Source organism: Aquimarina celericrescens (genome assembly GCF_042682765.1).
GTDB classification, from domain to species: domain Bacteria; phylum Bacteroidota; class Bacteroidia; order Flavobacteriales; family Flavobacteriaceae; genus Aquimarina; species Aquimarina celericrescens.
In genome coordinates this window covers 351,115-377,171 of record NZ_JBHUHY010000002.1, presented here as the reverse complement: position 1 = coordinate 377,171, position 26,057 = coordinate 351,115, and the positions used below count along the sequence as shown (strand labels likewise).

General features: G+C 33.1%; 23 protein-coding genes. 16 read left to right on the top strand and 7 right to left on the bottom strand.

The window, feature by feature from the left end; translation table 11 throughout:
* Positions 1–42: 42 nt before the first annotated feature.
* A complete protein-coding gene (locus tag ACFSJT_RS01675; RefSeq protein ID WP_378318888.1) occupies positions 43–2,217 on the bottom strand; it encodes an endonuclease MutS2 in 2,175 nt (724 codons plus the stop codon).
* Positions 2,218–2,305: 88 nt separating this feature from the next.
* On the opposite strand from ACFSJT_RS01675, the gene ung reads away from it, so the two are divergent.
* Positions 2,306–2,971 carry a uracil-DNA glycosylase gene (gene ung, locus ACFSJT_RS01670; RefSeq protein WP_378318454.1) on the top strand — a complete coding sequence of 222 codons (666 nt, stop codon included), beginning with the start codon at positions 2,306–2,308 and terminating at the stop codon, positions 2,969–2,971.
* On the opposite strand, the gene ACFSJT_RS01665 is transcribed toward ung, so the two are convergent.
* From ACFSJT_RS01665 to ACFSJT_RS01640, 6 genes are all read right to left on the bottom strand, one after another.
* A complete protein-coding gene (locus tag ACFSJT_RS01665; protein ID WP_378318453.1) occupies positions 2,972–3,151 on the bottom strand; it encodes a hypothetical protein in 180 nt (59 codons plus the stop codon).
* A gap of 296 nt (positions 3,152–3,447) precedes the next feature.
* Positions 3,448–4,299 carry a substrate-binding domain-containing protein gene (locus ACFSJT_RS01660; RefSeq protein ID WP_378318452.1) on the bottom strand — a complete coding sequence of 284 codons (852 nt, stop codon included), beginning with the start codon at positions 4,297–4,299 and terminating at the stop codon, positions 3,448–3,450.
* Positions 4,300–4,695: 396 nt separating this feature from the next.
* A complete protein-coding gene (locus ACFSJT_RS01655) occupies positions 4,696–5,574 on the bottom strand; it encodes a nucleoside phosphorylase (protein ID WP_378318451.1) in 879 nt (292 codons plus the stop codon).
* A 1-nt stretch (position 5,575) separates the two neighbouring features.
* Positions 5,576–6,514 (bottom strand): DUF1835 domain-containing protein, encoded by a 939-nt coding sequence (locus ACFSJT_RS01650; protein ID WP_378318450.1) that lies wholly within the window; start codon positions 6,512–6,514, stop codon positions 5,576–5,578.
* A gap of 16 nt (positions 6,515–6,530) precedes the next feature.
* Entirely contained in the window at positions 6,531–6,860 is a 330-nt protein-coding gene (locus tag ACFSJT_RS01645; RefSeq protein WP_378318449.1) for a translation initiation factor, read from the bottom strand.
* Between the two features lie 10 nt (positions 6,861–6,870).
* Entirely contained in the window at positions 6,871–7,821 is a 951-nt protein-coding gene (locus ACFSJT_RS01640; protein ID WP_378318448.1) for an isopenicillin N synthase family dioxygenase, read from the bottom strand.
* A 252-nt stretch (positions 7,822–8,073) separates the two neighbouring features.
* On the opposite strand from ACFSJT_RS01640, the gene ACFSJT_RS01635 reads away from it, so the two are divergent.
* From ACFSJT_RS01635 to ACFSJT_RS01565, 15 genes are all read left to right on the top strand, one after another.
* Positions 8,074–10,080: an alpha-ketoacid dehydrogenase subunit alpha/beta gene (locus ACFSJT_RS01635; RefSeq protein WP_378318447.1), complete on the top strand. Its 2,007-nt coding sequence runs from the start codon at positions 8,074–8,076 to the stop codon at positions 10,078–10,080.
* Positions 10,081–10,335: 255 nt separating this feature from the next.
* The gene (locus ACFSJT_RS01630; protein ID WP_378318446.1) at positions 10,336–11,334 is read left to right on the top strand and encodes an SDR family oxidoreductase; all 999 of its coding nucleotides are present in this window, start codon (positions 10,336–10,338) and stop codon (positions 11,332–11,334) included.
* Between the two features lie 13 nt (positions 11,335–11,347).
* Positions 11,348–12,628, top strand: a complete 1,281-nt coding sequence (locus tag ACFSJT_RS01625) for a nucleotide sugar dehydrogenase (RefSeq protein ID WP_378318445.1) — start codon at positions 11,348–11,350, stop codon at positions 12,626–12,628.
* Between the two features lie 30 nt (positions 12,629–12,658).
* Positions 12,659–14,200 carry a lipopolysaccharide biosynthesis protein gene (locus ACFSJT_RS01620; RefSeq protein WP_378318444.1) on the top strand — a complete coding sequence of 514 codons (1,542 nt, stop codon included), beginning with the start codon at positions 12,659–12,661 and terminating at the stop codon, positions 14,198–14,200.
* Positions 14,188–15,471 carry a hypothetical protein gene (locus ACFSJT_RS01615; protein ID WP_378318443.1) on the top strand — a complete coding sequence of 428 codons (1,284 nt, stop codon included), beginning with the start codon at positions 14,188–14,190 and terminating at the stop codon, positions 15,469–15,471. The genes ACFSJT_RS01620 and ACFSJT_RS01615 overlap by 13 nt, the downstream gene beginning before the upstream one ends.
* 33 nt (positions 15,472–15,504) lie before the next feature.
* A complete protein-coding gene (locus ACFSJT_RS01610) occupies positions 15,505–16,470 on the top strand; it encodes a polysaccharide pyruvyl transferase family protein (protein WP_378318442.1) in 966 nt (321 codons plus the stop codon).
* A 17-nt stretch (positions 16,471–16,487) separates the two neighbouring features.
* Positions 16,488–17,447 (top strand): class I SAM-dependent methyltransferase, encoded by a 960-nt coding sequence (locus ACFSJT_RS01605; RefSeq protein WP_378318441.1) that lies wholly within the window; start codon positions 16,488–16,490, stop codon positions 17,445–17,447.
* Positions 17,448–17,501: 54 nt separating this feature from the next.
* Positions 17,502–18,566, top strand: coding sequence for an acyltransferase family protein (locus ACFSJT_RS01600; RefSeq protein ID WP_378318440.1), 1,065 nt, complete (start codon positions 17,502–17,504; stop codon positions 18,564–18,566).
* 69 nt (positions 18,567–18,635) lie between these two features.
* Entirely contained in the window at positions 18,636–19,751 is a 1,116-nt protein-coding gene (locus tag ACFSJT_RS01595; RefSeq protein ID WP_378318439.1) for a glycosyltransferase family 4 protein, read from the top strand.
* Entirely contained in the window at positions 19,748–20,866 is a 1,119-nt protein-coding gene (locus ACFSJT_RS01590) for a glycosyltransferase family 4 protein (protein ID WP_378318434.1), read from the top strand. The genes ACFSJT_RS01595 and ACFSJT_RS01590 overlap by 4 nt, the downstream gene beginning before the upstream one ends.
* A 9-nt stretch (positions 20,867–20,875) precedes the next feature.
* The gene (locus tag ACFSJT_RS01585; RefSeq protein WP_378318433.1) at positions 20,876–21,433 is read left to right on the top strand and encodes a serine acetyltransferase; all 558 of its coding nucleotides are present in this window, start codon (positions 20,876–20,878) and stop codon (positions 21,431–21,433) included.
* Positions 21,434–21,469: 36 nt separating this feature from the next.
* Positions 21,470–22,564 (top strand): EpsG family protein, encoded by a 1,095-nt coding sequence (locus ACFSJT_RS01580; protein ID WP_378318432.1) that lies wholly within the window; start codon positions 21,470–21,472, stop codon positions 22,562–22,564.
* 22 nt (positions 22,565–22,586) lie between these two features.
* Positions 22,587–23,477, top strand: a complete 891-nt coding sequence (locus ACFSJT_RS01575; RefSeq protein ID WP_378318431.1) for a glycosyltransferase family 2 protein — start codon at positions 22,587–22,589, stop codon at positions 23,475–23,477.
* Complete coding sequence (locus ACFSJT_RS01570; RefSeq protein ID WP_378318430.1) at positions 23,477–24,619, top strand: glycosyltransferase family 1 protein; 1,143 nt, start codon at positions 23,477–23,479, stop codon at positions 24,617–24,619. Before ACFSJT_RS01575 ends, ACFSJT_RS01570 begins: the two co-directional genes overlap by 1 nt.
* 2 nt (positions 24,620–24,621) lie before the next feature.
* Positions 24,622–26,025 (top strand): phenylacetate--CoA ligase family protein, encoded by a 1,404-nt coding sequence (locus ACFSJT_RS01565; protein WP_378318429.1) that lies wholly within the window; start codon positions 24,622–24,624, stop codon positions 26,023–26,025.
* Positions 26,026–26,057: the final 32 nt, after the last annotated feature.

The window sequence follows — 26,057 nt, the reverse complement described above, 5'->3', positions numbered from 1 at the left end:
GATACTTTAACAAGAAGAATTAGCTAAGTAATTAAACAAGGATTACCTCTTTTTTCGTTCTACAAACTCCAGTTGTTCTACGGCCACATTTGTAGTGAAAATACCATAATTGACCACAGCCTTTCCTTTTTCAAGAATGTCTATCGTACCTACTGATTTACCATCAATCATCCGTACACGATCACCAATTTTTAATGCAACTTTTGGTTTTTTCTCTTCTATAAGTTTTTCTTTCTTTTTTTCCTCTTTCTTTTTTTCTCGAATAACCTTTACTTTTTTTTCAACCTCATCAACCACTTTTTTCTTTTTTTCTTTTTGTATCGTTCGTTGTTTTGCAGACTGTTTTTTTCGTTTAGAATTTTCGACTTGTACGATTTTCATAAACTCATCGATCAATTCACGCTTCTTTTTGTTGTTGAAATATTTTTCGTTCAGGTCATCAATTTTTTTTCCGAGATAGATCATACGTTGATTACTATCGTAGAGTTCTTGATAGCTCTCTAGTTTTTGTTGTACACGCTCGTTTATTTTTTCTAATCTCTCTTTTTCTTCTTCGGCTTTTTGCTCCTTTGTTTTTAGGATAGAAGTCGTTTTTTGAAGTTTTGACCGTTCTTTTTGAAGATTAGCAATACTCTTATCGAACCTGATTTTTCCTCGTTCTACCTTTTTCTTTGCTTTATTGATTAGACTATAAGGAATTCCATTTTTCTGAGCAACTTCAAATGTGAATGAACTACCGGCTTCCCCAAGGTATAATTTAAATAAGGGTTCTAGAGTTTTTGCGTCAAATAACATGTTAGCATTAGTCATATTTGGTAGTTCATTAGCAAGCATTTTTAAATTTGCATAATGTGTCGTTATTATACCAAATGATTCACGTTCATAAAAAACCTCGAGAAAGGCCTCGGCAAGAGCACCACCTAGTTCTGGATCGCTACCAGTCCCGAATTCATCTATTAGAAACAATGTTTTATTGTTACATTTCCGTAGGAAATAATTCATGTTTTTTAGACGGTAACTATAGGTGCTTAGATGATTTTCAATAGATTGATTGTCACCAATATCTGTCAATATAATATCAAAAAGGCACATTCTACTATACTCATGAACAGGAATAAGCATGCCACTTTGTAGCATCAGTTGTAATAAGCCTATGGTTTTTAAAGTGATACTTTTCCCCCCGGCATTAGGCCCAGAAATTACAATAATTCTGTTGTTTTGATCTAAACTTATAGTTTGCGGAAATGTTTTTTCTCCTTTATTTTGATTAGAAAGGTAGAGCAGGGGATGATATGCCTCGTTAAGTGTAAGTTCTCTGTTTTTTGTAATCTTCGGAAGAACGGCGTTTAACTTGGTAGCATATTTTGATTTGGCTGAAACCAAATCAATATGACTTAGATATTCTTGATACTGCTGTAACAGTTCTGAGAATGGACGTAATTGATTAGTGAGTTCTTTTAATATTTTTACGATCTCTTCACGCTCTTCATATTGAAGATTACTTAACTCCCGACTAAACTGCAAAGTAGCTTCTGGTTCAATATAGACGATGCTTCCGGTTTTAGAGTTACCCATAATCGCACCCTTTACTTTACGGCGATACATAGATTTAACGGCAAGTACTCTACGATTGTCAACAACACTTTCTTTGATATCATCCAGATAACCAAAACTATTATAGCGAGTAAGATCTTTTCCAAAACTACCGTTTAGCTTACCCTGGACGCTATTAATTTGTTTTCTTAAACTTAATAGGGTAGGAGATGCATTATCTTTTATCTCTCCAAACTTATCCAGTACAGCGTCTATAAGGCTAATGATCCCTTTGGTAAAAGGAACCTTTGTTGAAGTTTGATATAAAATAGGGTACAATTGCTTATTTGCTTTAAAGAAAGCTAACAATTCATTATTCGTGCTACTTATAGCAATCAGTTTTTTCAGATTTGATGCTTCGAGAAACGTATTCTCTATATTCAATAGTTGAATTTCTTTATTAATACTATCAAATCCATGATTAGGAATTTTTGCGTCATTAAGGTAAGAAGACTTATATTCGTATACCTCTTGTAAAGCTATCTCCAGTTCTTGTTTACTTTCAAAAGGAACCACCTGCAGTGCTTTCGATCTTCCATAATCGGTATTGCATAACTCTGCAATATGATTAAGTATAGCATCAAATTCAAGGTCTTTTAGTGTTTTTTCAGAAATACGAATCATACTTTTTTTACCCATTTTTTTGGGTTATATTCCGTCATTTTTAGAACGAGACAAAAGTACATAATTACAGCAATTTTTTGTTAAATATATGAATGTAAATATTGAATCCGGTTGGAAAGAACAACTTAGAGAGGAATTTGAAAAACCATATTTTTCTGAATTGGCTAATTTTGTAAAGCAGGAATACAACAAACATACATGTTATCCCAAAGGATCAGAAATTTTTGCTGCATTTGATCATTGTAGTTTTAATGATGTGCGCGTAGTCATTATTGGTCAGGATCCATATCATGGTGCAGGACAGGCCAATGGATTATGTTTTTCTGTTAATGATGGTATTGCAATGCCACCTTCGCTGATCAATATTTTTAAAGAAATTGAAGCAGATTTAGGAAAACAGTTTCCATCTAACGGAAATCTTAAACGTTGGGCGCAACAAGGGGTCTTGTTATTAAACGCTACTTTAACGGTAAGAGCAAACCAAGCGGGGTCACATCAAAACAAGGGCTGGGAGCGTTTTACTGACGCTGTTATTCAAGCGGTATCCAGTGAAAAAGATAATGTTGTGTTTTTGTTGTGGGGAGGCTTCGCAAAGAAAAAAGGATCGAAGATAGATAAAACCAAGCATCATTTGCTCACAAGTGGACATCCATCGCCTTTAAGTGCCAATAGGGGTTACTGGTTTGGTAACAGACATTTTAGCCAAACCAACAAATACCTGGACGAAAACGGTTATAACAATATTGATTGGTAGTTAGGCCGCGTTAGGTATCTCGGAAGATTTAGACTTTGAGGTAGCTTTCTCAGGCATGTGATTGATCTGAACTTTATTGGTTCTTGACTTCTTCTTAGTATCTACTGATTGCATACTAAATTTTAGCAGAACAAAATTAAAGGCCACCAGACCCAATAGTATTAGTAAAAATGTGATCATAAATAGATTTGTTTGTTTAATTATTAGATGCACTCATAACGATATGGTTGCTTATGCGTTAATAATTAGTTGTGGGGTAGGCTTGGCAAATGTACAAAAATATTTTATTCAGCAAAATACTTCATTAAAGTATCTTCGAGAATTCGTTATTTTATAAATTTTTTAATGTAAAACGCTAACATCCACAGTGTTGATCTTAAATTTTTAAAAGATTCTTTATTATGTAACGTTTTAATTAATGCAAACCCTACCCCACATTTAGAAAAAATCGTGCCAGAAAAATATATAATGAAGTTCTAAACCTTGAAAATCAGATCTTCATAAGCTGCTTTTTTATCGATAATGTTTAGATTATATAGTTGCTCTTGAATGGCATTTAGTGTTTCTTTTTCGATCATAGATTGACCCCATTCTGTAAGTTGTAGCCATTTTTGGATATCTTCAAGTTGTTGGTTATATCTATGGGACAAGGTTTTATCTATGCTTGGTGTTTTTTTAAAATCTATTGTAGTGGCATTAATGATATTAAGGATTGTTTTAATTTCTTTATTGTTAAATTTGAGTATGTCTTCTCTAACCGCTATCACAAAACATGGCCATGGAGTCGGGCAATCTGCGACTCTTCTAAAAATACCATTATCTACAATAGGTTTTGTTGTAAAATGTTCCCACATAAAATAGTCTGCAGTTCCATTTGTTAATGCTTCAATAGCGCCATCAAGGTTTTTAACTACTTCAAAATTCAATTTGGAAGTATCCCAGCCTTGATTTTTGGCGTTAATAAAAGACATTAAATGAGAACCAGAGCCATATCTGCTAATGGCAGCTTTTTTATTTTCTAAATCTGAAATGCTTTCATATTTAGAATTTGCACCTACATGAACACCCCAAATCAAAGGCGTTTGAATATAGGTTTGAACTATTTTACTGGGATTACCCGCAATGATATCCTTAATAATTCCCTCTACTAGAATTATTGCCATATCAATTTCTTGTTTCCTTAGAGCCTCACACATGGCGCCGGTTCCACCGGGATAGTCTTTCCATTCTAACTTAATATTCTTTTTTAAAAAACTTTCACCTTCTATTAGAAGGTGCCAAGGTAGATTAAAATGTTCTGGGACGCCACCAATTTTTATAGTAGTCATGTTTGATAAAAGTTAAAAAAATAAGTATTTCATCGATTATTTATGTTTTTTGGCGACAAAATAAAGTAAAAGTGTTTATATTTGACTTATTATTCTTCCAACTTTACTTATGTTTGAATAATTTTCAACACAAAATAAAAACAATATTGTTATGAAAAAGAATTTTCCCCAAAAAAAGAATGCATTCGTAAAGGTTGCTAAGCTAAAAAACAACCCGATCGAAAACGGAATTGTTGTTTTTATTGTCGTTTTGTTACTAACAAATTTATTGATAAGTCTAAAGATATTGTTTGGATAACTCTATCTTTTGTTTAAAATAGATATCTGCTAAAAATTTTTAATGATACTATACCAAAGGATAAAATCAGCTTTTCATCTTTTTTAAGGTACAACTTTTTATTCTTTCATAGCTATTATTTTATCTAAAGTATATTTTATTAGACGTTCTACAGTTTCTTTTGGGTTTTTACTGAATTTTCCAGTGGCTCGATTGGCTAGAATTCCATTCATGGATACAGCACGATGTCCAAGTAGTTTTGACATTCCATAAATACCTGCGGTTTCCATTTCTAAATTGGTGATTTTCTTTTTTTCATGACTAAAAGAGGCCATCTTGGCATTCAAATCATTGTCCTGCAAAGATAATCTTAAAACTCTACTTTGAGGACCATAAAAGCCTACGTTAGTAACCGTGATTCCTGTTCGTATTGTATCACTTCGCATGAGGTTTACCAAATTATCATCTCCTGAAACTGCATAGGGCGTAGACTTGTTGTGATCCCATTTTAAATGCTGCACCAGATAATCTGAAATTTTATGGGACAGAATATGTTGGCTATCATAAAAATGAAGAAGACTATCAAAGCCAATAGCCATTTCCGAAACAAGAAAACTGTCTATGTCAATATCACTTTGTAATGCTCCTGAAGTACCTATCCTAATAATATTAAGAGAACGATGTTTTTTTTTCACTTCACGTGTTTCAAAATCGATGTTGACCAACGCGTCTAACTCGTTAAGTACAATATCAATATTATCTGTACCAATTCCAGTAGAAATTACAGTAATTCTTTTTCCTTTATAAGATCCTGTTTGTGTCTGAAATTCTCTCTTCTGAATTTTAAATTCAATATGTTCAAAATATTTGGTAACCTGATCAACGCGATCGGGATCACCAACAGTGATTACCGTTTGTGCCAGGTGTTCTGGTTTTAGATGTAGGTGGTAAATACTACCGTCTTCGTTAAGAATAAATTCAGATTCGGCTATTGGCATATCAAAGTTTTAATAAAGTGTGTGATTCATCATTGTATAAGTAATCATACTTTTTGGCGCCTCCGTAATACCAGTCTAAAATCTGGGTGTTGTAAAAATTCTTTTTTTGTTGTAGGGCTAATTTACCTCTTTTTGATAGCGTTAACCGATCTTTTGTTTGATCTAAAAATTGAAAAAGCCTAGCCAATACACGTTTCATTTGCATGTCACCATATCCATAATATCCTTGATATTCTAAGGCATAGCCCATTAATTGTTTTACATTTTTTATCTGATACGTATTTACCATTTCCAGTATATTTTGTTCTAAGACATTGAGCCCTGTTAACATATTGGGGAAACGTTGTAAATGCGCACGAAGACATATAGAAAGATACTCAAAAGAAGAATGCTTTTTGATCTGCCCTGCAATCTTTTTTGGGTTTGATTCACAATATAACGTCCAAATATGTTGTGCCAGCTCCAGATCGTCAATAGTTAATTTAATTTTATTGTTGTAATGTTCTTTTAGTTGAGAATCTGATAGTTCACATAGCCCATAGAGTTTTTTTTCATGTGCAATTCTACCACTACAAACCAGATAAACTGGGGTGTCGTTGATTCCTTTATTTAACAATAAACTAATGGCCGCGATCATATTAATATGACAAAACAAGTCATATTCGAACCAAAGAATTACTTGGTCATACTCTGCCAGATGATCTAGTTTCTTTAGTTCTGAAACAAACTTTTTTTCATAATCTGCGGCACTGATTCGGTAATATTTCTTTAAAAAAGCTTTGCGCTTTTCAATGGAATCTTTGGTTTCTATACGGATTTCTGTAGGACCTTCACATAGCATTTCACGCCAAGTTAGAATTTCTCCTTCTACAAGCTTGAGTTCTGAAATTCTTTGAGTGAGACTATCCCCATTAGTTATATGTAATGTATTTATCCCCAAAATTACTATGAATTAATTAACCCCCTACACGTTTTACATTGAATCCTTTTTCTTTAAGGATGCTCATGATCTGATCTCTATAATCTCCCTGAATAATAATACTGTCATTTTTAAAACTGCCTCCAACACTTAATCGGGTTTTTAGTTCTTTGGCTAATTTTTTAAAATCTGTATCCGCTCCAGTATATCCTTCTAATATTGTAATTGGTTTTCCTTTGCGTTTTTCATATTTACAAATGATTGGATCTTCCTGGATCCATAGTTTTTCTTGACTCTCCTTAGTGTCTGGAGACTCTTCAAATGAATGATCCGGAAATAGATTTTTTAATTGATCTTGTAAATCCATGCGTAAAATCCTATTTTTTAATGAGTCCAATCTCTACCAGTCTTTGATGTAAAAATTCTCCTGCTGTTATATCCTCATAATGTTTAGGGTTATCCTTTGTAATGCACTCTTCAAGACAGTTGAGTTTCATATCACTTCTAGGATGCATAAAGAAAGGGATCGAGTACCTTGGTTTACCCCATTGTTCTTTTGGAGGATTGATTACTCGATGTATCGTTGACCTAAGTTTGTTATTGGTATGACGCTCAAGCATATCACCTACATTAATTACCAGTTCGTCTTCTTGAGGTATGGCATCAATCCATTCCCCATCTTTTCGTTGTACTTGCAATCCTCCGGTTGATGCTCCCATTAACAAGGTGATAAGGTTGATATCGCCATGAGCACCAGCACGAACTGCTCCTTTTGGTTCTTCTGTAATAGGGGGGTAGTGAATAGGTCTAAGAATACTATTGCCATTGCTGGCCCAATGATCAAAATAATGTTCATCTAATCCAATGTATAATGCCAATGCCCGAAGTACGTAAATTCCTGTTTTTTCAAGCATTCTGTAAGCTTTCATGCCAGTTTCGTTAAAATTACTGAGTTCTTTAACAACGACATTAGCAGGATATTCTTCTTCAAGATTGGCATCGGAATCAGGTTCTTGTCCAAAATGCCAAAATTCTTTCAAGTCACCTTCTTTCTTTCCTTTTGCATGTTCTTTTCCAAAAGAGGTGTATCCTCTTTGGCCGCCAAGCCCTTCAATTTCATATTTTTCTTTGGCATCAACCGGTAGTGCAAAAAACGCTTTTACTTCCTTATATAAATCTTCTACGAGCTGATCACTCAAAAAATGATTCTTTAAAGCAACAAAACCAATTTCTTCATAAGCTTTTCCTATTTCGTTGACAAACTTCTGTTTTCGTGACGGATCTTCAGACAAAAAATCTGCCAGATCAACGCTGGGTATGTTATTCATTTGTGTGGTCTTAGAATTGAAGAACTAAAATAGGTGTATTTCAATTAAAAATACCTCATTGTTCTCAAAAAATTTAACAATATTTAATATCAGTCAAATTTATTATTCCAGAATATAAATTCTACTAATAATAGTAAATTTAATTATTTCGCAGAATTGTTTGCGATAAATTAACAACTACTTAATAATATTGTAATTGTTGTTTAGATTCTGAAGTAAAAATAAGTACATTTACCTAACAAATTTTCTTTTATGGAGCACATTTCAAAAGAGAAACCTCAACTAATTTTCGATAGAAAGGATTATAGCGATGATCAGCTTATTTCACTATATGTGAGTATGCTTAAACCTCGTATGATTGAAGAGAAAATGCTTGTTTTATTAAGGCAAGGTAAAATATCCAAATGGTTTAGTGGTATTGGTCAAGAAGCTATATCTGTAGGTGTTACTAAGGCGTTAGAAGAAACCGAGTACATACTACCGATGCATCGTAATCTTGGCGTATTTACAACTAGGGGTATTCCTTTGTATCGACTTTTTGCACAATGGCAGGGGAAGGGAAGTGGATTTACTAATGGTCGTGATCGTTCGTTTCATTTTGGTACTCAAGAATACAATATAGTGGGAATGATTTCTCATTTAGGTCCGCAAATGGGTATTGCCTGTGGCATTGGTTTGGGTAATCTACTAAAGAGAAACGACAAAGTTACCGCTGTTTTTACTGGAGAAGGAGGGACTAGTGAAGGTGATTTTCATGAAGCACTTAATGTTGCTTCGGTATGGGGATTACCTGTTTTATTTTGTATTGAAAATAATGGATTTGGTCTGTCTACACCTACCAATGAACAGTATAACTGTAAAAATCTAGCAGACAGAGGGATTGGTTATGGTATTGAATCACATATTATCGACGGGAATAATGTTCTTGAGGTTTACGATGTAGTATATAAACTTACTCAAAGTATTCGAAAAAACCCAAGACCAATCTTGTTAGAATTTAAGACATTTAGAATGCGTGGTCATGAGGAGGCTAGTGGCACCAAGTATGTTCCTCAAGATTTAATGGATCATTGGGCGGCCAAAGATCCCCTAATGAACTATAAAAAATATCTAATCGATCATGGTATTATTTCTGAAGAGAAAGATTTAAATTTGATATCTACAATTAAAGAAGAAGTAGATACTCACTGGGAGCGCGCAAGTAGTGAAAAAGAGATTGATGTTGATCTGGATAAAGAGTTAGGTGATGTGTATGCAAAATTTGACTTTGAAGAGATTAAACCGATTCAATCTACAAAAGAGCTTAGATTAATAGACGCTATTTCTGAAGGGCTAAATGAATCTATGAAGCGATATAAGGACTTGGTAATTATGGGTCAGGATATTGCAGAATACGGGGGAGTTTTCAAAATAACCGAAGGTTTTTTAGAAGAATTTGGTTGTGATAGGGTAAGAAATACTCCTATATGTGAATCTGGAATTGTTTCTGCGGGATATGGACTTTCGATAAACGATTATAAAGCTGTTATAGAAATGCAGTTTGCTGATTTTGTATCTTCAGGATTTAACCCTATTGTCAATTTATTGGCTAAATCGAATTATCGATGGGGGCAATCTTCAGATGTAGTTATTCGAATGCCTTGTGGGGCAGGTGTTGCTGCTGGACCATTTCATAGTCAGACCAACGAAGCATGGTTTACCAAAACACCTGGTCTTAAAGTAATTTATCCTGCTTTTCCGTATGATGCCAAAGGGTTATTGGCATCAGCAATAGAAGATCCTAATCCTGTGTTATTTTTTGAACATAAGGCATTATATAGAAGTGTAAGGCAAGAAGTTCCCAAAGGGTATTATAATTTGCCCATTGGTGAAGCTTCATTACTAAGAGAGGGAAATGATATAACCATTATTAGCTACGGTGCAGCGGTTCATTGGGTGATAGAAGTATTAGAAAAACATCAACAGGTCTCTGCAGATGTTATTGATTTAAGAACATTGCAACCTTTGGATACAGAGAAGTTATATAATTCGGTTAAGAAGACCGGTAAAGTCATTCTGGTACAAGAAGATTCTATGTTTGGTGGTGTCGCCTCTGATATTTCTGCATTAATTATGGAAAATTGTTTTGAGTCTCTTGATGCGCCAGTAAAAAGAGTCGCCAGTTTAGAAACACCTATTCCATTTGATTCAAATTTGGAGATCCAATATCTAGGTAAAAACAGGTTTGAAGAAGAATTGCTTGCTTTATTACAATATTAATTCTAATGTTAAATTAAGAAAACGTTATAGTTAATAAAAATATATTTAGTATTAAAGTGTTGATATTTAGTTATTTGTTTCTTATTTATTGCGATTATTAAGCTTTTTTAATCAGTTGTTATCAAACGAATGCTAAATAGGGGCAAAATCCCCATGCACTTATGTTGTATGTTCTATAAGTAAATCTTAATTTCGCGCTGTCTATGAAATTTTTATAGGCTTTGGGGGTATAAAATAGGGAATTAAAAAGAATTTATGAACGCTAACCAACTAGAACAACTTCGTTCTTCGAAGATTCTTGTTACCGGTGCTGCTGGTTTTATAGGATCTAATCTATGCGAGGAACTTATAGAGATCGGTAGTACAGTTGTGGCATTGGATAATTTTGCTACAGGGCATAAGAAAAATCTTTCGGCGATAATTGAAAATCCTAATTTTACCTTTATTGAAGGTGACATCAGAAACCTTGATGATTGTCATAAAGCTTGTGACGGTGTAGATTTTGTATTGCATCAGGCGGCATTAGGATCTGTACCAAGATCCATTAATGATCCTATTACAAGCAATGATGTTAACGTGAGCGGGTTTTTGAACATGTTAGTGGCTTCGAGAGATGCAGGTGTTAAACGGTTTATTTATGCGGCTAGTTCTTCTACATATGGGGATTCTAAAGCATTACCAAAGGTTGAAGATAAAATAGGGAGACCTTTATCTCCATATGCGATTACCAAATATGTTAACGAATTATATGCAGGTAATTTTAAAAAGACCTATGATTTAGATACTGTAGGATTGCGTTATTTCAACGTATTTGGTCGCAAACAGGACCCAAATGGTGCATATGCCGCAGTGATTCCTAAATTTGTAATGCAGTTTATGAAACATGAATCTCCGGTCATAAATGGCGATGGCTCATTTTCCAGAGATTTTACGTACATAGATAATGTGATTCAAATGAATTTACGGGCTATCGTTTCAGATAATAAAGATGCTCTTAATACTGTCTATAATACTGCTTTTGGAGAAAGAACTACTTTAAATGAATTAACAACTTTATTAAAAGAATATTTATCTGAGTACGATAATGCCATTGCAAGTGTTAAAGTAAAATTTGGTCCAGAACGTAAAGGTGATGTACCACATTCTTTAGCCTCTGTTGACAAAGCAAAGAGATTACTTGAGTATAATCCTGAATATGACATTAAATCTGGATTAAAAGAAGCCGTTAAATGGTATTGGGAGAACCTAAAATAAATAAGTGAACACCATGCAAAATGTTAGGATTGCTATTATTGGATTAGGATATGTGGGATTACCCTTAGCAAGGTTATTTGCAACTAAGTATTCTGTAATAGGATTTGATATTAATCAAAATAGAATACATGAACTTCGTTCTGGTAAAGACACAACATTAGAAGTCGAAGATGATGTCTTGAAAGATGTCTTAAAAGATTTACCGAATGCAGATATAGGTTTATTTTGTTCTGCTGATCTGGAGGATATAAAAGATTGTAACTATTTCGTAGTAACTGTTCCTACACCAGTAGATAAAAACAATAGACCAGATCTAACTCCTTTGTATAAATCCAGTGAAACTGTTGGTCGGGTTTTAAAGAAAGGAGATATTGTTATATATGAATCAACAGTATATCCTGGAGTTACTGAGGAAGAATGTATTCCCGTATTGGAAAAAACAAGCGGTCTAAAATTTAATAAAGACTTTTATGCAGGATATTCGCCAGAGCGTATTAATCCTGGAGATAAAAAACATACCGTTGAAAAAATTCTTAAAGTAACTGCTGGATCTACTCCTGAAATTGGAAAAAAGGTAGACGCCCTTTATGCTTCAGTTATTACTGCAGGAACGCATTTGGCACCTACAATAAAAGTAGCAGAAGCAGCAAAAGTTATAGAAAATTCACAAAGAGATATTAATATAGCTTTTGTTAATGAACTTGCTAAGATTTTTAATTTGATGAACATAGATACCAGTGCTGTGTTAGAAGCTGCTGGTACAAAGTGGAATTTTTTACCATTTAAACCAGGTCTGGTCGGGGGGCACTGTATAGGGGTTGACCCATATTATTTGGCACAACGTGCACAAGAGTTTGGATACCATCCTGAAATAATTCTTGCAGGTAGAAGATTAAATGACAGTATGGGTCAATATGTAGCTTCAGAAGTTATTAAATTAATGGTAAAGCATGATATACATATAAAGGGTGCTAAAGTATTAGTACTGGGAATTACCTTCAAAGAAAACTGCCCCGATGTCCGTAACACTAGGGCTGTTGATGTAATCAATCATTTGAAGGATTTTGGTACCGATGTTACTGTTTACGATCCGTGGGCTAACTCGCAAGAAGTAAAACATGAATATGACTTGGAAACTTTGACTCAACTACCAAAGGGTACTTTTGACGTCATTGTTTTAACCGTAGCTCATAAAAAATATCTTGATCTGAACCTTAAATCACTATTATCTCCAAACGGAATAGTATATGATGTAAAGGGAATTATTAAAGAAAATGTACACGGAAGATTATAAAATAGCATTGCAATTAAATACCCTGCCAAATTGAGCCAAATAAAAAAAGGAGCGTTTTTAAATTATATTACCATCTTTCTTATCAATACTGTAGGTTTGGTGATGACCCCTTTTATATTAAAAAATTTGGGTAAAGATCAATATGGAATTTATTTAACTATAGGAGCACTAATAGGTACAATATCATTATTAGATTTTGGCCTTAATAACACTATAGTTCGTTTCGTAGCAAAATACAAAGCAGAGAAAGATAAAAAAGGAGAAGAAAATTTTCTAGCTACTACTATGTTAATTTATTCAATGATTTCATTGTTAGTAGTTATAGTGGGAGCAATATTTTATTACGGTTATTTTGATTCCTACTTTACAAAAATGAGTCCCGAACAAATTAAAATTGCGAAAACGATGTTCGTTATTTTAATTTTTAACCTTGCTATTAGTCTACCGGGAGGGGCTTTTACAGGTATATGTTCTGGTTATGAACAATTTGTCTTTCCGAAAACCTTAAAAATAATACGCTATGTGCTACGGTCATTTACAGTCGTTTGTGTACTCTTGATGGGTGGAGAAGCTATTGCGCTTGTTATTGTTGACACAGTGTTTAGTGTAAGCGCTATAGCGATTACCGCATATTATGTATTTATAAAATTGAAAGTAAAATTCAAACTACATTCTTTTAAGAAGAGTTTTATTAAAGAGATTTTAAAATATTCTGTTTGGATTTTTGTATTTGCTTTAACCGGGATTTTTCAATGGAAAGCTGGCCATTGGGTCTTAGGAAGAATAAGCGTACCATCTATACTTGCTATTTATGGTATAGGAATAACTTTAGGTTCGTATTATGGAGCATTTTCTACCGCGATATCAAGTGTTTTTTTACCCAGGGCTACTCAGATGTCGGTAGGAAATGCTACTGGAGAACAGCTTACCGATATGATGATCAAAATTGGTCGAATATCTTTTATTGTATTAATGTACATATTTATCGCATTCACACTTTATGGATATCAATTCGTTTACCTTTGGGTAGGAGATGAATTGGGAAGAGATGGGAGCTTACAATGTTGGATTATAGCCATGATGATTATGATAGCTTACACGTTGCCGTTGGTTCAAAATTTTGGTAATTCTATCTTAGAGGCAAAGAATAAACTGTCTTTTAAAGCAATTTTATATCTTTCTTTTATGATCATTGGTACAATACTGGGAGCTTGGTTGGCCAAAGATTATAGTGCAATAGGGATGATTTCTGGCTCTGTTATAGGTTGGTTGATTGTGCAAAATGTGATGAATTTCTACTATCATAAAGTGATTAGCCTTAACATTTTAAGATTTTTTAAAGAATTGGCCCACAAGATTATTTTTACTTTAATACTTATTTCTATTATGGGATATGGTATTACTCATATTCCAGGGTATGGATGGAGCAACTTTTTGCTGAAATCATCATTATTTACCATTATTTATGGCTTTTTAATATACTATCTGGGAATGATAGAGTTTGAAAAGAACTTAATAAGAAATACGATACAATCTGCTAGTACAAAAATAGCTAAGTTATGGAAAGCATAAGACTCAATAATGTATCATTTGTAGACGATGGGACAAAGATTCATTATGATTATCAGGTTAGCAAGGGTATTAAGAAATATTTTGATTTAGAAAATAAATTTTATGTAAAGTATGGCCAAAAGGTGGAAGATACTCCATTAGGATTAGCGGTAATCCCATTTATTTCCAATATCATGCCTATTGCCTGGTTTTTAGACGCAGACGTAATTATTGAAGAACTTGACACAAAATTTTATGATGCAGTATTAAGTCTCAAGGAAAAATTTAAAGAGTATTTCCCAAATAGGAGATTTAAAGGAGACCTTGAAGTAGAGAATTTAATTAGTGATAATATCGACGGTGAGGAAACAGCTCTTCTTTTTAGTGGCGGTTTAGATTCTTTTGAGTGTTATACTAGGAATTATAATTTAAATCCTTTTCTAATCTCTATACATGGAGCAGACGTTGGGATCGGCGACACCAAACGATGGAATGATTTTGTTCGGTATAATAGTGAAGAAGAAATTGTGAATAATGAACGGCTATTTTATATTGAATCCAATCTTAGAGAATTTTATACCTACCAGGTAGAATTATTGGTAAATCTGGGATGGTGGGGCAAAGTACAACATGGTATGGCTCTTTTAGGTGTCATTGCTCCTTTGGGATATCAATTGGGAATTGATAAGATCTTTATAGCTTCATCGGATACTGAAGGAGAAATAGATTTGAATAGCAGTTGGGGATCAAGCCCTTTTATTGATGAAAAGATGAGATGGGCCAATAGTAAAGTGATTCATGATGGATATCAATTTAGTAGGACAGACAAAACAGATAATTTGGTTTCCTATGTAAAAACCACTGGTATTCCAATTAAACTAAGAGTATGTTATTCTGAAAAGCGAGATGGGTATAATTGTAATGTTTGTGAAAAATGCCAACGAACTATTTTTGGTTTAATCCTTTCGGGAGCTGATCCAAATATATACGGATTTAATGTGCCAGATAATATATATGAGTTGATTTTAGGTAATTTCACAGTTAATCGAACTATGGATACTGCCGTAAAGTACCTTTGGAAAAGCCTTCAGGTAAAAGCAAAAAGTGTCGATTCATTGTTCATTTTAAACAATAAAGAAAAAGAAGAAAAACAAGTCCAAGAATTTATTAATCTTGATCTTGATCAAATTATTAATACCGAAGGAGATGAAGTAACAGGGACACAAAAGATTAAATTTGTTATAAGAAATAGGTTCCCATGGTTGCTTAAATTATACAAGAGCATAAAATAAGACTATAAGCTTTATAAAAGATATTATTTGTTAATGAAATACGCACTACTTAAATACGATGAAAACAAACGGTTTTTTAATGTTGGAGATAACATTCAAAGCTTAGCCGCTAAACAATTCTTGCCAAAAGTTGATGTTTTTTTGAATAGAGAGAGATTGGCCGATTATCAGGGAGATCCGGTGAAGCTTATCATGAATGGATGGTTTACCCATAATATTCATAATTGGGTACCCTCAGAACAAATTGATCCAATATTTGTTTCATTTCACATGAATAATACAGCAGCTCCTGCTATGTTAAGTGAAAAGGGAATTGCTTACTTGAAAAAACACGAACCCATAGGTTGTAGAGATCAGTTTACGGTAGATACTTTAAAAGCTAAAGGGATAGATGCCTATTTTACAGGCTGTTTAACATTGACCCTGGATTCTTATAAAGTAGACGATGCTGAAAGAGGAAATCAAATATATATTGTAGATCCATTGTATAGTTATCCCAGACCAGAAAAAGTGTTTTATAATACTAAGATAACTGTAAAGAATATACTTAACGGAGCCGCTTTTAAGCTAAAGAAGAAAAACAAGCATCTTAAAAACTTTATTAGTGAAGAACTGTGGAATACTGCAGAATTTATTAATCAGGAACCTCCCTCAAATCAATATTCAGATGAAGAGAAGTTTGACATGGCAGAAAGCCTCCTGAAAAAATATGCGAGAGCAAAACTAGTAATTACCTCTCGTATTCATTGCGCTTTGCCTTGTCTGGCACTAGGAACTCCCGTAATTTTTGTAAATGGTTTTGATAGTTTTGTAGATTCCTGTCGTTTTGATGGGATTTTAGAGTTATTTAATCGTATTGATGTCAATAGCAAAACAGGAGAATATACTGCGAATTTTCAGTTAGAGGGAAAAATAGATTATAGTACCATGGTAAAAAACCTTGAAAAGCATCACGAATTAGCATCAGCACTAAAAGAGAAAGTAACCAAAAATATATAGGTAAAAAACAACCAACCATGAAGAACACCATAAAGAAACTTTTTAAGGAAACTTTCTATTCAGCTCCAAAAAAAATGCAGCAAAAGCATACGAAGTTCACAAAGGAGCAATTGGATGAGTTAACCAGTTCTGTTAAAAAGAACTATATAGATAGAGGAAATACTAAAAGCAGATTGTCTCAACAAGAATACGATGAAGCCATTAGCGGCCAACTATATGATCGACTGGCTTATAACAGAAACCGTATTGCGCCCTGGCTTAATCAAGTAAAAGATTTAAACGGCGCACATATTTTGGAGATTGGCTGTGGTACCGGAATTTCAACATTAGCACTATCAGAACAAGGAGCAAAGGTTGTGGGGGTTGATGTAGACGCAGGAGCTCTTGCTGTTGCAAAAGATAGAATGAAGATTGCCGGTTACGAAGCAGAATTACATTTGGTTAATGGTGATGATATCCAAGAAAATTTTAAAGACAAGAAATTTGATTTCATTATATATTATGCAGTACTAGAACACATGACTGTACACGAAAGATTAGCTTCGTTAAAACAGGCTTGGGAAATGCTTCCAAAAGATGGATTTCTAGCGGTAATAGAAACACCAAATAGGTTGTGGTTTTATGACTCACATACTGCAGCATTACCATTTTATGATTGGTTGCCTGATGATCTTGCTTTTTATTATTCTAAATTTTCTGACAGAAAGAACTTTAAAGACTCGTATAGAGAATTAAACGATGATCAACTTAATAAGTTTTTGAGATGGGGTAGAGGAGCCAGTTATCATGAATTTGAAGTTGCTATTGCTCCCCTGAATGAATTAAATGTAGTAAGTAATCTTATAAAATTTGAGAAAACTGCATTTTTAAAGCTTGGTTTCAAAGGATTAAGATACATTAAGTTCTTGAGATCGCTACACAAAAACCTTCCTAAAGGTTTTTGTTATCCGTACTTGGATATTATTATTAAAAAATAGTGTCGATATACCCCGGTAACTTGAATGAGATGATTAAAATATAAAGCTAAGTTAATGGATAAAGGTGTAAGTAATAAAATACGGATTTTATCATTCTACTCCATTTTTATGGTGGTTGTTTGTCATGCTTATAATTTAACAAGTCTTGGTATAGAAAAAGAAAGAAATGTAGTTTATTATATTGAGTATTTGTTTGCTTTAGAAATGTCTAACATTTTTATACCCATGTTTTTTTTCATTTCGGGTTACCTTTTTTTTAACAACCATGATTTATCAGTGTTTACTTTCAAGCGAAAGATTAAAAATAGATTTAAAACACTGGTAATTCCTTATATTTTATGGTGTGGCCTTTGGTTTTTAGTGGTGTATGTTATCCAATTTATTCCTCAGTTATCGCATTTTTTTGACGAACCTTTACATACAATGCCTTTCTGGAAAAAGATCTGGTTAGCTTTTGTAGATCCTATTAATTATACATTCTGGTTTATCAGAGAATTGATTTTTTATGTATGGTTAACGCCTTTAATTTATTTGGGGATTAAATATTTAAAATTTTATTTTTTAATCATCTTGGCGGCTCTTACATTTTTACAACAACCAAGTTTATTATACTTAAATAATATATATTTATTTCAATATCTTGGTTTGTTTTCTTTTTCTTTTGGTGCGTATGCTTCAATTTCAAAATTCAATATAGTTTCAAGTTTTAAAACTTCGACATATTTGTTTTTATTGGTGCTTTGGTCAATTTTTATTCTTTTCAATTTTTATGTTAGGGAAACCTTTGAAGAAAATTATTGGTTGGCAATTTTATGTAGAAGAGTTACTATGTTTATTGGCTTTTTTACAGTTTGGTGTTGGTATGACTTCATAAATAAGAAATATGAGCTTCAGAATAAACATTTGTATGGCTATCGTTTTTTTATATATGCAGCACATGGTGTAGCATTAACTTATTTTACTAAAATATACGTGAAATATATAGGGGAGAATGACGTGATTCTACTACTGTTATTTTTTGTAAGTCCTTTATTAGCAACATGGGCATGTGTAGTTTCTGCAAAGCTACTTCAAAGAATAACTCCGAAAGTGTATGCGCTTTTAACTGGAAGTAGATAGCACCAAACGAATGTGAAAGAATGAAACAACTTAAAGAATGATAAACAACCTCGAAAATAAGAAGATTTGATGAAACTACTTTATATAACAAATAGAGTAAGCGGCCCCGGTGGTCTCGAGCGTGTGTTATCAATTAAGGCTAGCTATTTGGCAGATCATTTAAATTACGAAGTACACATTCTCACCTTAAATCAGAAAGAAACAGAGCTGTTTTATGATTTTAGTACTAACATAAAGTTTCATAACATAAATACCGAAGGAAGATCGATAAAGTCTTTTCCTAAATATGTAAAAGGACTTAAAAAAGTGGTTAAAGATGTTAGGCCGGATGTAATTTCAGTGTGTGATGATGGTTTGAAAGGTTTTTTTGTTCCGTTATGGATAGGTAAACCCTGTCCAATGGTTTATGAAAGACATGTTTCTAAAAATGTCGAGGTTAAAAAAGGAAAAACTTCTTTTTTTAATAAACTGAGTACTGCCATAAAATACCGTTTTATGAATTTTGGGGGTAAATACTATGATTATTTTGTAGTACTTACTAAGGGAAATACCAAAGAATGGAATTTAAACAACTTAAAAGTAATACCAAATCCGCTATCATTTTATCCTGAAGAAGAGAAGGTTAGCAATCTGATGCAAAAAAGAGTCTTGGCGGTAGGTAAGCAAAGCTATCAAAAAGGATATGATCGGTTATTAAAAGCATGGAAACCAGTTACAGAAAAGTATCCTGATTGGACTCTAGATATTTATGGTACATTTAGTGAAAGTGAAAAACTGGAAGAACTGGCAAGCAGATTAAGCATATCTGATAAGGTTAATTTTTATGCACCAGTAAAAAATATAGCAAAAAAATATCAGGAGACTTCGATTTATGTTATGTCCTCTCGCTATGAGGGTTTTGGAATGGTATTAACCGAAGCTATGGCATATGGTGTGCCATGTGTGTCTTTTGATTGCCCTTATGGTCCATCAGATATTATTTCTAGCCAAGAAAATGGTTTATTGGTAGAAAATGGTGACATCGATGGATTATCTACGTCAATCTTATCTCTTATACAAGACGAAAAATCCAGAATAATGATGGGGAAAAATGCACGAAAAGCTGTACAGCGGTATTTTCCTGAAAAAATTGCCATCGAATGGGATGATTTATTCACTAACCTAATACATACAATGTCTACATGAAAATAGTTTTTGTCATTGATCAGGTATATCTGCATGGAGGTATTGAAAGAGTACTTTCTATCAAGGCAAACTATTTTGCTTCACAGCCAGATTATGAAATTTATATTCTAACCACAGAGCAAAAAGATAAATCCCCTTGCTATGAGTTCAGTGCTAAGATTGTTTTTCAGGATTTGGCAATTAATTATAATAGACAAAAATCGTATTTCCATCCCGTAAATTTATTAAAGCTTCCTAAGCATATAGGTAAGACGCGATCAGTCATAAAAAAAATTCGTCCAGACGTGGTAGTTGTTTGTAGTCATAGTATGGACACTTATTTCATTCCTTTTATTAATAGAAAGATTCCAAAGGTAAAGGAATTCCATTATTCAAAATTTATTGAAGAGGATAAACGTAAGAACCCAAGCCTCTTTAAAAGAATATTTTTCAAGTTTACAGATTATGTAGAAAAGAAGTATGATAAACTTGTAATTCTAAATAGAGACGAAGCAGGATATTATAAAAGCAATAATACAGTTGTTATTCCCAACCCTCTGACATTTTCTCCCAAATCAGTTTCAAAATTAACCAATAAGGTTGCGATTACAGCAGGAAGAGTAGCTCATGTAAAAGGATATGACATTTTAATTGATATATGGAAAATCATAAATAAAACAGAAAAAAAATGGCAACTTCATATCTATGGTGATGGAGATTCGAATTATGTGCATAAATTGCAAGATAAAATTAATGAATACGGCCTTCAGGATACTTTAATACTCAAAGGATCTACCAACACTATAGAAGAAGAAATGCTAAATTCATCAATTTTTGTAATGACATCTCATAATGAATGTTTCCCCCTTGTTTTATTAGAAGCACAAGCTTGTGGTTTACCTATTGTTTCATTTGATTGTCCTCATGGTCCAAGAAATATAATTAATGAAGAAAATGGTGTGTTGGTACCTCATTATGATAATGAAACTTTTGCAGAAAAGTTAATCAACTTGATTCAGAATAAAGAAGAATTAAAAAAGAAGGGTAAAAATGCGAAAGAAAATTCTTCAAAATATGAATTGGAGATCATAATGAATCTTTGGAGCAATATGTTTCAGAGTTTACAAGTAAATTAGAAAAATAGGATGAGAGCATTATTTATAAATATTTATAAGATTTTTTTATTACCACATGTTATTCTGTATAAGTTAAGTAAGAATAAAAGTGATATTGATAAAGATATAGATAGATGGGCCATAGCCAAGGGTGTGAATGGTAGTAAAATAAGATTGTTACTTAATTTTCTTGCTAATTCATCTGATTTTAGAACGGTTTTTTATTTCAGAAACAGAGGAATTATTTCAAAAATTCTAAATATATATTGTAGAAGAGAAAAGTACTTTATAATAGACACTACAACAAAATTAGGAGGAGGGATTCTTACAGGACACCCATATAGTACAATTTTAAATGCTGAAAGTATCGGAGAGAATTTTTATGTAAATCATCTGGTTACTGTTGGTGAAGTGGAAGGGAAGCGGCCAACAATTGGTAAAAATGTATCTATTTATACTGGTGCTATAGTTATAGGAAATATCACTATTGGAGATAATTGCATTATTGGCGCAGGTAGTGTTGTCACCAAAAGCATACCAGATAATTGTACAGTTGTAGGTAATCCTGCAAGAATACTTAACACGTAAAGAATGAATTTAAAAGTAAGTTCAAAAATATAACATATGAATACTTTAGTTCCTTTAGAGTTATATTTTCCGGTATACATAAACCTCTTGCTTTTTCTAGCGGTGTTTACATTACTACATACTGGCATATTAAAAATGGAGGATCATAGAAATGTTACTTTTATTAATATTTCAGGATACATCCTTATCGTTTTTTTAATCCTTTATCTGGGACAAAGACCATTAAGTGGTCGGTATTTTGGAGATATGCGTACCTATACCCGGTATTTTGAATGGTATCAAAACGGAGGTGAAATATTGGGTTCAAAAGATATCTTTTTCCATATGTATATGAAAGGATTATCAAGCGTGGTTTCATTACATACATTTTTTACGATTTGTGCTGCTATTTACATATTACCGTTATATAGAGTTTCAAAAAAACTTTTCAATCAATATTGGTACTATGCTTTTGTTATGTTTGTGGTTTCTTTTTCTTTTTACACGTATGGAGTGAATGGTATTAGAAACGGAATGGCTACTTCTCTTTTTTTGTTAGCCATAAGTAATCACAAGAACAAAGTAATTATGGGGCTTTGTTTTTTACTTTCAGTATCATTTCATAAAACCATGTTTTTACCCACAATTGCATTTTTAATCACATATCTCTATAATAACCCAAAAACATATTTAAAAGGATGGTTAGTTTGTATTCCTCTTTCTTTGGTGATGGGTAGTGTTTGGATAGCTTTGTTTAGTAGTCTGGGGTTTGCAGATGACAGGCTTTCTGGGTATTTAACTGCAGAAGTTAAAGAAGGAACTTTTGCTAGTACTGGTTTTCGTTGGGATTTTCTATTTCATAGTGCTTTTGCAGTATTTGCAGGTTGGTATTTTGTTTACAAAAAGAAATACGAAGACAAACTATATTTTCAACTTTTGAATACATATTTGATAAGTAATGGATTTTGGGTTTTAGTTATCAGAGCAAATTACTCGAATAGATTTGCATATTTATCATGGTTTATGATGGGACTGGTAATTATTTATCCTTTTCTTAAAGAACGTTTTTTTAGAAACCATCATTTTATGTTGGGTAAAGTAATATTGGTTTATTTTTCGTTTACGTATCTGATGTTTTATTTATATAGCTAACCGTTATTTAGTACACAAAAATATGAAAACTCTTACTGTATTTACACCAACTTATAATCGTGCTTATTGTTTGCATAAGTGTTATGAGAGTTTAATAAAACAACCAAATCAAGATTTTGTATGGCTTATTATTGATGACGGCTCTACAGATAATACCAAAGAATTAGTTGCTTCCTGGGTTAAAGAAGAGAAAATTGATATCATATACCATTATCAGGAAAATCAAGGGATGCATGGAGGCCATAATGCAGCATATAGACTTACAGAAACGGTATTAAATGTATGTATTGACAGTGATGATTGTATGGGAGAGAATGCTGTTCAAAAAATTCTGGATGCCTGGGAAATTATTAAAGATAAACCCCATTATGCTGGAATTGTAGGATTAGATGCAGACCCAGATGGCAATATTATAGGAACTTCTATTCCTGAAAATATAGAGGAAACCACACTGTATGAATTATATCATACACATAATGTTCTGGGTGATAAAAAATTAGTGTATAGAACAGAGGTGGTAAAAAAATATCCACCGTATCCAATTTTCGAAGGAGAACGTTTCGTACCCTTAGGGTATTTATATCAGCTTATTGATCAGGACTATAAATTGTTGCCGCTTAACGAAGTGTTGTGTGATGTAGAGTATATGCCCGATGGATCCAGCCTGAATATTTTAAAACAATACAGGAGGCATCCAAAAGGTTTTGCGTTTTCAAGAAAAAGTAGAATGCAGTTGGCCAAAAATTTCAAGGATCGCTTTAAGAATGCGATTCATTATGTTTCTAGTGCTATATTTACTAAAAACTTCTCTTTTCTTAAGGAGTCTCCCAAGAAACTTACCACATTTCTTGCAATACCATTTGGGGTATTGTTGAATTTATACATTAGATATAAAACAAAAGACGATTTTTAATGGCGGCAATACGAGTTTTACAAGTTTTTACGATCATGAATCGAGGAGGAGCCGAATCTATGATCATGAATTATTATAGGCAGATTGATCGTGAACAGGTACAGTTTGATTTCTTGGTACACAGGCAAGAAAAAGCTGCTTTTGATGATGAAATTGAAAGCCTTGGAGGTAAGATTTACCGTATGCATCCTATTAACCCATTAATGCCTGGTAAATATTGCAAACAACTAAGAGCTTTTTTTGAAGAGCACAATGAATATAAAATTATACACTCACATCTTAATACTTTTAGTTCTTTTCCTTTAAAAATAGCCAAAGAATTTAAAATTCCATGTCGAATCGCACATGCACATATCGCAATTAATGATATAGGTTTTTCTTCTCTTTTTTCTCAAAAAGAAAGCCTTAAAGAAACTTTTAAGAAGTTGATTAAACTTCACCTAAAAAGAAAAGTAAAGAAAGATGCAACCCATTTTTTCTCTTGTGGAGAAAAAGCAGGAAAATGGCTTTTTGGAGATGATACTTCATTTACAATGATGAATAACGCTATAGATACCAAAAAATTTAGATACGACGTATCTATATCAAGTGCGTATAGAGAACAGTTCTATCTTAAAAACAAGTTGGTAGTAGGGCATGTAGGTCGTTTTGCCAGTCAAAAAAACCATTCCTTTCTATTAAAGGTTTTTGTTAAACTAGTAAAAGAAAAACCCGACTGTGCTCTAGTGATGGTAGGTGACGGCCCATTAAGAAAAGTAATTGAAAACGAAGTTATGGGTTATGGTGTAGAGGATAAAGTACATTTTTTAGGAGTTCGAGCAGATATCCCTCAGCTATTTCAGATGTTTGATGTGTTTGCTTTTCCTTCGTTCTACGAGGGATTACCGGTAACATTAATTGAAGCACAGGCTGCTGGAGTTAAAATTGTAGCATCAGATTCAATCACTAGAGAAGTACATTTAACAAACGATATTCAGTTTCTTTCTATAGATGAATCTCCAGAGTTTTGGGCAAAAGCAATACTGGGAATGGATCTATCAAAAAAAGGGGATAACACCGGTGAAATTGTCAAAGGAAACTACGATATTGTATCTAATACAAAAATGATAGAGGAGTTTTATAAGAAACAAACTTTGATGTAATTATGGGTAAACTACAAGAAAAGATATATAACAGTATGCCTTATGCGTTGAAGTTTATACTATTGAATATAAAAGCATATCAAAATTCTAAACAACGATATACCAAAGAATTTGAACAATATCTAGATGAGTATATTGGTTTGTGGAATGCAAATGCTGAAGTGATCAACAAATATCAAAAGCAACGGCTCATATTACTATTGTCTGAATCCCTGGAATATTCTGACTGGTATAGTCGAATAATGAACGAACTGGGGATCAATAAAGAAGAGATTACAAAAGACCCTTATGCCGTTTTGGGTAAAATGCCTATTCTCGAAAAGATTGACCGAAAAACCAATCCTGAAATAATAGTTAATAAAAAACGAAATACAGATGGTGTGGGCTACACTAGTGGGACTTCAGGTGCTCCAACAATTAATTACTTAGATTCTGAGTCTATACATCGATCTTTTGCATTATGGCGTAGATTTCACAAAGCCATAGGTTTAGAGACGAAAAGAGTAAAACAAGTTCGTTTCTCTGGAAGGTTAATCGTACGACCTGATGCCGAAAAGTCACCATTTTGGGTATATAATTATTTTGAGAACCAATTATTGATGTCTACTTACCATCTGAAAGAAAGTAATCTGAAACATTATATCAAAAAGCTTAATAATTTCAAACCGGTATTATTAGACGGTTACCCGTCTGCCATCTATATAATGAGCAGGTACATTAATGAAAATAATATAACACTGGATTTTACTCCAAAAGCTATCGCAGTAACTGCCGAGACCTTATATGATTATCAACGTTTTGAAATCGAGAAAGCGTTTAATTGTCATGTGTATAACCAATATGCATCTAGTGAAGGAAGTCCTTTTATAACAGAATGTATAAAAGGCAACTTGCATTTAAATACAGATTCAGGAGTATTTGAATTTATAAATACTGTAGGAGAAAAAGCAAAGCCTGGCGAAGTGGCCCAGTTAGTAGTGACCAGCTTCACCAATCTAAAAACACCATTGATTCGATATAGTATTGGTGATACAGTTTTACTTGCCAAAGAAGGGAAAACATGTGACTGTGGATGTGTCATGCCAATAATTGAAAAACTTACAGGTAGGGAGGATGACATTTTATGGACACAAGAAAAGGGGTATGTTGGTCGTATGGATACGGCCTATAAAGGGCTACAAGGAATTGTGAAGAGTCAAATAATACAGGAAAGTCCAAAGGAAATTGTGGTTAATGTCATAGCGAATGATGAATTTAGTTCGGCTATGCAAGAGATGCTGTTACATAACTTAAAAGATAGACTAGGACATAAAATAGATTATCAAATCAATCAAGTCGATGAAATCCCTTTGGGACCTAATGGTAAATTTGATGCAGTGAAAAGAAATTTTCCAATCGAATTGTAATAAAAAGTAAGAGGTGTCTAGATACAAAAAAG

Excerpts from the sequence above, each read along its gene's own strand:
- ung (WP_378318454.1), top strand. The coding sequence starts at position 2,306 with ATGAATGTAAATATTGAATCCGGTTGGAAAGAACAACTTAGAGAGGAA.
- ACFSJT_RS01675 (WP_378318888.1), bottom strand. The coding sequence starts at position 2,217 with ATGATTCGTATTTCTGAAAAAACACTAAAAGACCTTGAATTTGATGCT.
- ACFSJT_RS01585 (WP_378318433.1), top strand. The coding sequence starts at position 20,876 with ATGAGAGCATTATTTATAAATATTTATAAGATTTTTTTATTACCACAT.
- ACFSJT_RS01565 (WP_378318429.1), top strand. The coding sequence starts at position 24,622 with ATGGGTAAACTACAAGAAAAGATATATAACAGTATGCCTTATGCGTTG.
- ACFSJT_RS01600 (WP_378318440.1), top strand. The coding sequence starts at position 17,502 with ATGGATAAAGGTGTAAGTAATAAAATACGGATTTTATCATTCTACTCC.
- ACFSJT_RS01640 (WP_378318448.1), bottom strand. The coding sequence starts at position 7,821 with ATGAATAACATACCCAGCGTTGATCTGGCAGATTTTTTGTCTGAAGAT.
- ACFSJT_RS01655 (WP_378318451.1), bottom strand. The coding sequence starts at position 5,574 with ATGCCAATAGCCGAATCTGAATTTATTCTTAACGAAGACGGTAGTATT.
- ACFSJT_RS01660 (WP_378318452.1), bottom strand. The coding sequence starts at position 4,299 with ATGACTACTATAAAAATTGGTGGCGTCCCAGAACATTTTAATCTACCT.
- ACFSJT_RS01615 (WP_378318443.1), top strand. The coding sequence starts at position 14,188 with ATGGAAAGCATAAGACTCAATAATGTATCATTTGTAGACGATGGGACA.
- ACFSJT_RS01575 (WP_378318431.1), top strand. The coding sequence starts at position 22,587 with ATGAAAACTCTTACTGTATTTACACCAACTTATAATCGTGCTTATTGT.
- ACFSJT_RS01630 (WP_378318446.1), top strand. The coding sequence starts at position 10,336 with ATGAACGCTAACCAACTAGAACAACTTCGTTCTTCGAAGATTCTTGTT.
- ACFSJT_RS01645 (WP_378318449.1), bottom strand. The coding sequence starts at position 6,860 with ATGGATTTACAAGATCAATTAAAAAATCTATTTCCGGATCATTCATTT.
- ACFSJT_RS01635 (WP_378318447.1), top strand. The coding sequence starts at position 8,074 with ATGGAGCACATTTCAAAAGAGAAACCTCAACTAATTTTCGATAGAAAG.
- ACFSJT_RS01665 (WP_378318453.1), bottom strand. The coding sequence starts at position 3,151 with ATGATCACATTTTTACTAATACTATTGGGTCTGGTGGCCTTTAATTTT.
- ACFSJT_RS01590 (WP_378318434.1), top strand. The coding sequence starts at position 19,748 with ATGAAAATAGTTTTTGTCATTGATCAGGTATATCTGCATGGAGGTATT.
- ACFSJT_RS01595 (WP_378318439.1), top strand. The coding sequence starts at position 18,636 with ATGAAACTACTTTATATAACAAATAGAGTAAGCGGCCCCGGTGGTCTC.
- ACFSJT_RS01580 (WP_378318432.1), top strand. The coding sequence starts at position 21,470 with ATGAATACTTTAGTTCCTTTAGAGTTATATTTTCCGGTATACATAAAC.
- ACFSJT_RS01570 (WP_378318430.1), top strand. The coding sequence starts at position 23,477 with ATGGCGGCAATACGAGTTTTACAAGTTTTTACGATCATGAATCGAGGA.
- ACFSJT_RS01625 (WP_378318445.1), top strand. The coding sequence starts at position 11,348 with ATGCAAAATGTTAGGATTGCTATTATTGGATTAGGATATGTGGGATTA.
- ACFSJT_RS01605 (WP_378318441.1), top strand. The coding sequence starts at position 16,488 with ATGAAGAACACCATAAAGAAACTTTTTAAGGAAACTTTCTATTCAGCT.
- ACFSJT_RS01610 (WP_378318442.1), top strand. The coding sequence starts at position 15,505 with ATGAAATACGCACTACTTAAATACGATGAAAACAAACGGTTTTTTAAT.